This is a genomic window from Pseudomonas sp. HMWF006, assembly GCF_003061205.1.
Taxonomy (GTDB): domain Bacteria; phylum Pseudomonadota; class Gammaproteobacteria; order Pseudomonadales; family Pseudomonadaceae; genus Aquipseudomonas; species Aquipseudomonas monsensis.
Genome location: NZ_QAIU01000540.1, coordinates 1 through 7671, shown reverse-complemented (window position 1 = coordinate 7671; position 7671 = coordinate 1). Strand labels below are relative to the sequence as shown.

General features: G+C 62.9%; 4 protein-coding genes and 1 pseudogene. 3 read left to right on the top strand and 2 right to left on the bottom strand.

The window, feature by feature from the left end; genetic code table 11:
- Together mnxG and DBR24_RS24330 are read right to left on the bottom strand one after the other, a co-directional pair.
- A partial coding sequence (mnxG, locus tag DBR24_RS24335) for a manganese-oxidizing multicopper oxidase MnxG (RefSeq protein ID WP_371921349.1) occupies positions 1-4627 on the bottom strand: 4627 nt, incomplete at its 3' end.
- A gap of 200 nt (positions 4628-4827) precedes the next feature.
- Entirely contained in the window at positions 4828-5436 is a 609-nt protein-coding gene (locus DBR24_RS24330) for a lytic transglycosylase domain-containing protein (RefSeq protein ID WP_128616006.1), read from the bottom strand.
- Between the two features lie 206 nt (positions 5437-5642).
- On the opposite strand from DBR24_RS24330, the gene gspG reads away from it, so the two are divergent.
- The 3 genes and pseudogenes from gspG to DBR24_RS31135 form a co-directional block, all read left to right on the top strand.
- Entirely contained in the window at positions 5643-6071 is a 429-nt protein-coding gene (gspG, locus tag DBR24_RS24325; RefSeq protein ID WP_123463262.1) for a type II secretion system major pseudopilin GspG, read from the top strand.
- A 14-nt stretch (positions 6072-6085) separates the two neighbouring features.
- Entirely contained in the window at positions 6086-7273 is a 1188-nt protein-coding gene (locus tag DBR24_RS24320) for a type II secretion system F family protein (RefSeq protein WP_128616005.1), read from the top strand.
- 75 nt (positions 7274-7348) lie between these two features.
- Positions 7349-7671, top strand: a pseudogene (locus tag DBR24_RS31135) (hypothetical protein); the annotation flags it as partial.

Here is a 7671-nt window from a genome sequence, read left to right as displayed (position 1 = left end):
GCACCAGCGGTTCGACCGGGATGCCGGGTTTGAGCTTGCCGCTCACCGGATCCAGATCGGATTTGCGCACGTACAGGATCGCGGTCGGATCATGCAGCGGCCCGCTCTGCCCGCCGATGGTGATGGTTTCACCATCCTCCGGATCGGTCACGGTGACTTGTGGAATGCTCACCGTGCGCGAGTTCAGCACCAGGGTACCGCCCGCCGGATTCAACGGCCCACCGACATGCTGGCCAAGCCCTTCGGGATCGCCGATGGCCAGGCCCAGCGTATTGCCGAGGATGTCATTGGCCAGCGCCGCGACCACCTCATAGTTGCGCTGCACCGTTGGCCGGGTGCCAATGCCGTTAGGGTTGGCGCCATAGCGCGGGCAACTGCCCTCGAACGCGACGGTGTTACGCATGCCTGCCGGATTCGGGTTGTTGGGGATGGCGAACAAGTCGCTGCGTTTGGCGGTGTAGTTGCGCATCACGCCCCAGATACCGCTCCAGTAGCCTTCGATCGAAGCGTCCATCGAGTACAGATAGTCGCCCGTGGTCGCCGCCGAACTGGACAGCATCGACACCGGCGCAATGAAGCCCATCTGCTCGGAGATGCCGATCATCTGCGACGCACGCCAGCCAGAGTTGGAGCTGTTGCCGAACCCGGAACCGCTCTGCAGCCATTTCACCCCGTGCAAGGTGACGTTGTGCTCTTCCTCATGGCCACCGGCATGCACCCGCAGCCGCACGTTGTCGCCGGTGTAAGTACGCAGCATTGGCGTGAACGGATCGCCCGGCTCGGCGCCGCCCTTGTTGATGTGCGGCGGAAACAGCGTGGTGCCACCGGTTGGACCGGTCGCCGAGGTGAGCAGATTCGGCGCCAGGTTCATCGCCGGAATCGCCCGGTCAGTACGGCTTTGCATGGCAAACGCCAGATCACCGCCGAGGCCGTCGGCCTGCATGCCGCGCTTGCCGTCCGGGCCGACCTTGTTCGGGTCGTACACGCGCAGGGCCAGCGGTTCGTTGCGATAGTTGACGACGAACATGCCCGGGTCATCCACCGAAATCGCCTGCGGGCATGGCCGGCTCGGGCAGCCCGGGACCTGACCGCCCTGCACCTCCAGCACTCCTTCAAGCAAGTTGCTGGCGTTGTTGCGCACTGGCGGATTGATCGCGTAGCGGAAGCTGTCGGCGGTGGCCGGGAACGCCTGCGCATTCGGCACGCCGTTGGGACCGGCGCCCACATAGACGCCGGCCTCATAGGCGTGCTGGAAGTCGCTGTATTCGAGGAAGAACTCGCGGAAGCTGTCGTTCTTGCCATCGCCGTCGAGGTCGCCGGTGTTGATCACCGCTTGCCACGACGTCGGCCCGCCGTCCTGCCGCGCGCCGCTATAGAGAGGCTCGCCGGTTTCGGCGTGGAACCAGGTGGAACCGGCCGGCTCTGCAAGAACGGTGGCGTACAGACCAATCTGCTGGTGCGTCGATGGGCCTAAGTGGTCGTGGGTGAAGATCGTGCCGAGGCCGCGATCGACGCCTTTGGCGTTGACCACCGGATCGACGAACCAGCGCTGCATCGCCGTGCGCGCACCCAGCCAGTCGGCGCGGCCGTACTGGCCGAAGAACGGATGGTTCCTGGCTTTCGGGCAGGCCTGAGTGCCGTCACGCGGATCAGTACCGGCGCACTGGTTGAACTCGCGGATCGCGTGAATGCGTTCCTGCACAGCGCCGGGCGAGAGCACGCCGTCCTCGTAATTCCAGCCGTTGGAAGAGCCGTCCGCCGAGGTCAGATCCCACTTCGGCAGGTGAATGTGCTGGCCGATCACGTCGGTCGGCGTGCGCACCTGATAATCGTCCATCTCGTAAGTGGCCGGCACCAGGTTGGTTTGCTGGTATTGCACGCAATCGAAGGTGTTCATGCGCATCACCAGCGGCTCTGGCGGACGCTGCTTGGTGATGACCGGCCAGGCGTCTTCCCACAGCGCCAGAATGCGCGCCTGCGGAAAGTGATAACCGACTTTGTTGTACACCGCATCAAACTGGATGTTGGCGGCTTTGTAGATCCGTGGGCGATCGGCGGTGAAGGTCGAGGCGCCGACAAAGGACATGCCGTCGATGCGCTCACCGCTGGCGAACTCGCCGCTGCCGGCATTGCTGGTCAGGCGTTTTTGCCGATCGTCCATGCACGGTTCGTAGTACGGCGCGCCGGCCATCGGCAAGGCACCGTTGGTGCGGAACGCCTTGGCCACCACTTGATTGCCGGGCAGCAGGGCGTAGCTTGGGTGATCTTTTTTCGCGTGGAAGGCCATCGCCGCCTGTTCGACTTCGGTGCCTTCTTCGGGCAGGTAAATCGGTTTGGCGCGGGTGACTTCCTTGGAGAAGTCCAGCGAAGTGGTCACGGTGTGTGCCTCGCCACCGGCCGCGACGCCATCGAGTGCGTGCCGCTGCAAACCGCCATCCCAACCACCGGACTGCGTTGGGTCGAGGTTGGCCCACAGCGCCTTGCCGCTGGCCTTGAGCGATTGCGCGGTGGCGGCGTCGAGCATGTCCAGCGGCGGGGTTGGCGGACGTTGGCCGACCGAGCTTTCCATGCCGCCGATCCAGAACGGGTAGCCAGGGTTTTTCAGGCTGCCGTCGGCATTGCGGTTGGCTTCGCTGCGATCGACCAGCGCCAGTGAGCCGATGGCCTGACCACCCGCGTTGCCGCCATGGTGTTCACCGTCATCATCGCCCTCATCTTCGTCATCCTCGTCATCATGGCCGGCGACCAGGGTTTCACCGATTTTCGGCACCACCACGACTTTGCCAGGCATCGGCGCCATGGCTTTGCCGGGCAGCGGCACAATGGCCGGAATCGGCGTACCGGCGACGATTTCGCCATCGGGCAAGGCCCGTGCGCCGGCCGCCGGTTTGCCGCTGCGCAAGGCAAACGGTTCGCTGTGGTAGCCGTCGGCGCCCTGCTGCGAAACATCAAGTCGAGTGCCCTCTTCGAACACATCGTGCACCCGCCACATGGCCCACATGCCTTGGGCGAAGTGCGGATAGAAATGGCAGTGATAGATTGCGTCGCCGGCCACGCGGTTGCGGTTGCCCGAACCACCGTTGGCGATTTCATAGGTGTAGCCGGCGCCCGGACCGATGCCTTGGGCGTCGACGTAATCGGAGTTGTCGTCGTTGGGGTTGAACAGCCACTGATGGCCGTGCAGGTGGAAGATGTGCTGCTCGTGGCCATTGTGGGTGTTGCGGAATTTGACGAAGTCACCGATGTAGCTGTGGTTGACGTTCGACGGCTCCGACGGATACAGGGCCATGGTCGCTTTCACCCCGATCTGATCGGCGCGCGGTGTCTGGCCCGGGGCGATGTTCTCCAACCCGGTGTTGGCCGGCACGTCCACCAGCATCGCCACATCGCCAACCGTGTGCGAGCTGAGGAAGAATTCTTCATAGGCGCACGACAGGCAGTCGTGCATCGGCCCCACGCCCAAGCGGTTGGCGACCACTTCGGCGCCCATGCCGCCGGAGCCGTAGTTGATCATGAACGAGTCGCGGGTCGGCTCCAGCACATGGGCCATCACCGGATCGGCCCAATATGCAGGGAACGCTTGAGTCGCGGCGGTTTCGTCCTGGAACTGCGAGGCAAAATCGCGGAACGGTTCCAAGCGGTTGGGGATCGCCGGGTTGCGTTTGCCCATCGTTTCCAGCGGATAGGTGCTGGACGGGAAACTGCCATCGGCGTTGCTGCCCATGACAATCGCATCGCTTTCGCTGGAAATGATTTCATTGCCGTCGACCATGCCGATGATCGGCGTGCCGGCCTTGCCTTCGCGTAACCAAGGTTCGCGCTGCGGGTAGCGCGCCTGGTAATCGACAATGGGTTGGCCGGTGGGTGCGCGGCCAGTCGTGGCCAGGCGCATTTCTTCTTCGGTGAGGGTATTGCGATAAGTGCGACCGCCCTTGGGCAGCACGACGACCTGGCCGAACAGACCGTTGGCAACGTTGCCGGCCGCGCCCTCGCCGCCAAACGTCGCGCCACGGCTGCTGACGGCAAACGCGCCTTCACGTTCGGCGAACAAGGTGTAACTGCGGCTCGCGCCCGGTGGCACCAGGCTGTTGGCGTTACGCCCGGTGAACGAAGAAATGTCATCGATGCTGTTCACCGCTTGCAGGCCGTTGACCTGGAAACCGACGTGACGATCGGCGACCTGCTCGTCGACTTTGAAGTCTTCGGCGCCGTTGGTGTTTTCGACGCCGTCTGCTTCGCCCTCGTTTTCAAAGTGCTTGTTCGGGTTGGCCTGATAGTCGAGCAGGTTCTGCAGATTGATCGTCAGGCAATCGCCGGCGGCCACGCGCAACACCAACGGCCGCGGACGCTTGTCCGGGCGTAGCGAAACTTTACCCGGCACCGCAGCGCCACCGTAAGCCAGCGACTGCTCATGTTCATCGACCACATCGCGGCGCAGGGCGAACATCATGCCGTTGATGTTCTGCGCACCGAGGCGGTTGAACATCAGCGGTTGATCGAAGGCGACGACGTTGGCTACCAGATTGCGCTCGCAACGCACGGCCGCGCCGGCCAGTTCGACGCTGAGCATCGAGGCCAGGATCAGCAGCCAGTTGAACAGAGACGGAGCGTGATGAATGCCAGCCATGATCAGTAACCTCGTAGTGGGTGCTCTCGCGAACACTTCTCGACAAATGCCCTGGAGCAATCCGCGTGCCACAAAAAATCTCATTACCGTTCAGTCAGTTACCGCGACCACTTGAGAATCCGGGGGATATTCCCCACCGCTTTCCCCCACTTTTCGGGTCTATCCGGTTTGCCCCGAAAGTGGGGAAAACCGGGTTGGGCTCACAACGGCGCATCCATGGCCAGGCCCTGCAAACGCCGGTACTGGCGCAACACGTTCGGCACGTAGCGCTGGGTTTCGGCGAACGGCGGAATCACCCGGCCACGGCTGAGCACCGCGTCCGGTCCGGCGTTGTAAGCCGCCACGGCAAGGGCGATGTCGTTGTCGAACAGGGTCATCAGACGCTTGAGGTATCTGGCCCCGCCCTGGATGTTGGCCTTGGGGTCGTAGACGTCAGTGACGCCCAGCTCGCGCGCGGTGTCGGGCATCAACTGCATCAGCCCGCCGGCGCCTTTGGGTGAGGTGGCGCCGGGGTTGTAGTGGGATTCTGCGTTGATCACCGCGTGCAACAGCGCTTCGGGTAATTGATTGACCTTGGCCGCCGCCGACACCAGTTCCGCGTAAGGCTGGTTGGCGATCATTTGCGGCTGCTGATCAAGGCTGGCCACTGCGGCGTCAGCCTCGTGAATCACCCGTTCGTAGGTGCGTCCGGGCCGGTGAACGTTGGACAGCACGTAGCTGCCCTTGGCGTCCACCGAGATGAACACATCGGCTTGCGCGGCGCCGCTGAGCAGCACACAGCCGAGCAATCCGCTGGCAAGAAATTTCATGTCGGGCCTCCCCGGATCGACCCCGATAAATTGGGGGAAATGCCCCAATGGCCGATCACGTTTGAGCCATATGCAAGCACTGTGCCGACTCTTGAAATGCCCGGTTTACAAGGGTTTCAGCCAATCAGGTGGTTTTCAGTGGGGGCTGAGCATGGCAATTGCATAAGCCGTTCAGGCGACACGGCTGCCACTCACGGGAGGTCATCATGAAGCTGCAATATCGTCCGCGTGGCCAACGCGGTTTTACCCTGCTCGAATTGCTCGTGGTGCTGGTGGTGCTCGGCCTGTTGGCCGGGATCGTCGCGCCGAAATACTTCGCCCAACTCGGTCGCTCGGAAGTGAAAGTGGCCAAGGCGCAAATCGAAGGGCTGAGCAAAGCGCTGGATATCTATCGACTGGAAGTCGGCCACTACCCGTCCACCGAACAGGGCTTGCAGGCCTTGGTCACCGCACCGAGTGACGAGGCGAAATGGACCGGCCCGTATTTGCAGAAAAAACTGCCGCAGGACCCGTGGGGACGTAATTACACCTACCGCTATCCCGGCGAAAACAGCGAGTATGACCTGCTCTCGATGGGCAAGGACGGCCAGCCCGGCGGCGAAGGTGAAAACGCCGAAGTGACCAATTGGCAGTGAACGGAGCGCGGCCCATGCGATTTCATGTGAAAGCGGTTGGCAAGGCGGGCGTGGTGTCGTTGAGCGTCGAAGCGCCGGGTGACAGCGAGGCGCGGCGGATCGCCGAGGACCAGGGTTTGCGTGTGCTCAGCTCGCACGCCGACAAGCATTGGCGCTCGCTGAAACTGCGTCAGCGCGAGACCTTCAACCTGGTGCTGTTCAGCCAGGAGCTGACCACCCTGCTCAATGCCGGCCTACCGCTGATCGATGCGCTGGAAAGCCTCGCCGAAAAAGAAACCGCCCCCGCCGCCCGCAAAACCTTGAGTGAGCTGGTGCGCCTGCTGTACGAGGGCAAATCCTTCTCGCAGGCGTTGGGCCAGTTGTCGGCGGTGTTCCCGCCGCTGTACGTGGCGCTGGTACAGTCCAGCGAGAAGACCGGCGCGGTCGGCGATGCGCTGGGTCGTTACGTCAGTTACCGCCAGCGCATGGACGAGGTGCGCCAGAAGATCATCAGCGCCTCGATCTACCCGATGCTGTTGCTGATAGTCGGCGGTGGCGTGGTGCTGTTCTTGATGGGTTATGTGGTGCCGCGTTTCAGTCTGGTGTTTGAAGGGCTGGGGAATAACCTGCCGTGGCTGTCGCAGGTGCTGATGAGCAGCGGCATGTTTTTGCATGCGCATCAGGCCGAGTTCTTCGGTGGGCTGGCGGCGCTGGTCGTCGCCCTCGCCGTGCTGCAAAAACAACCGGCGTTTCGCCGCGGGCTGGACCGGCTGGTGGAGAGACTGCCGGCCGTGCATCAACGGATTTTCATGTATGAACTGGCGCGCTTTTATCGTTCGCTGGGGATTCTGCTGCAGGGCGGGATTCCACTGGTGACCGCCATGAGCATGGTGCGCGGCTTGCTCACCGTGGCGTCGCGGGTGCGCCTGGATCAGGCCTGCGAACGGGTGCGCGAGGGGCAATCGCTGTCCACCGCGCTGGAACTCAATCACCTGGTGACACCGGTGTCCCTGCGCCTGCTGCGCGCTGGCGAACAGTCCGGCAACCTCGGGCAGATGATGGAGCGCAGCGCCGATTTCTACGACGAGGAAATCAGCCGCTGGCTGGAGTGGTTCGTGAAGTTGTTCGAACCGCTGCTGATGACCTTCATCGGCCTGCTGATCGGGGTCATCGTGATCCTGATGTACATCCCGATTTTCGAACTGGCTTCGAGTATTCACTGACCATGGGAACGGGTCGGATCTCGGTACCCACGCACTACCACGTTCCCAAACAAGACCACAAAGACGGAGAACGATATGCACATTAAAAAGCTCGTGCTCGCAATGGCCATCGGCGCAGTTCTGTCAGCGTCTACGGTGCTGATTCCGGAGGGTTTGTCGGGAGTTTCCACGGCTCATGCCAAGGATGGGGGTAGCGGTGGTGGTGGAGGTAGTGGAGGTGGCGGAAGTGGTGGAGGTGGTGGTGGTCATGGCGGCAACGGCGGCGGTAGCGGTGGTGGAAGCGGCGGCGGTGGCAATGGCGGCGGTGGCAGTCACGGCGGTGGCAACAGCGGCAGCGGTGGCGGCGGTAACAGTGGCCACAGCGGCAGCGACCACGGCTCAGGACACTCGGGCAGCAG

Bases quoted from the DNA above. Each gene is read 5' to 3' on its own strand.
- DBR24_RS24320 (WP_128616005.1), top strand. From the start codon at position 6,086: ATGCGATTTCATGTGAAAGCGGTTGGCAAGGCGGGCGTGGTGTCGTTG.
- gspG (WP_123463262.1), top strand. From the start codon at position 5,643: ATGAAGCTGCAATATCGTCCGCGTGGCCAACGCGGTTTTACCCTGCTC.
- DBR24_RS24330 (WP_128616006.1), bottom strand. From the start codon at position 5,436: ATGAAATTTCTTGCCAGCGGATTGCTCGGCTGTGTGCTGCTCAGCGGC.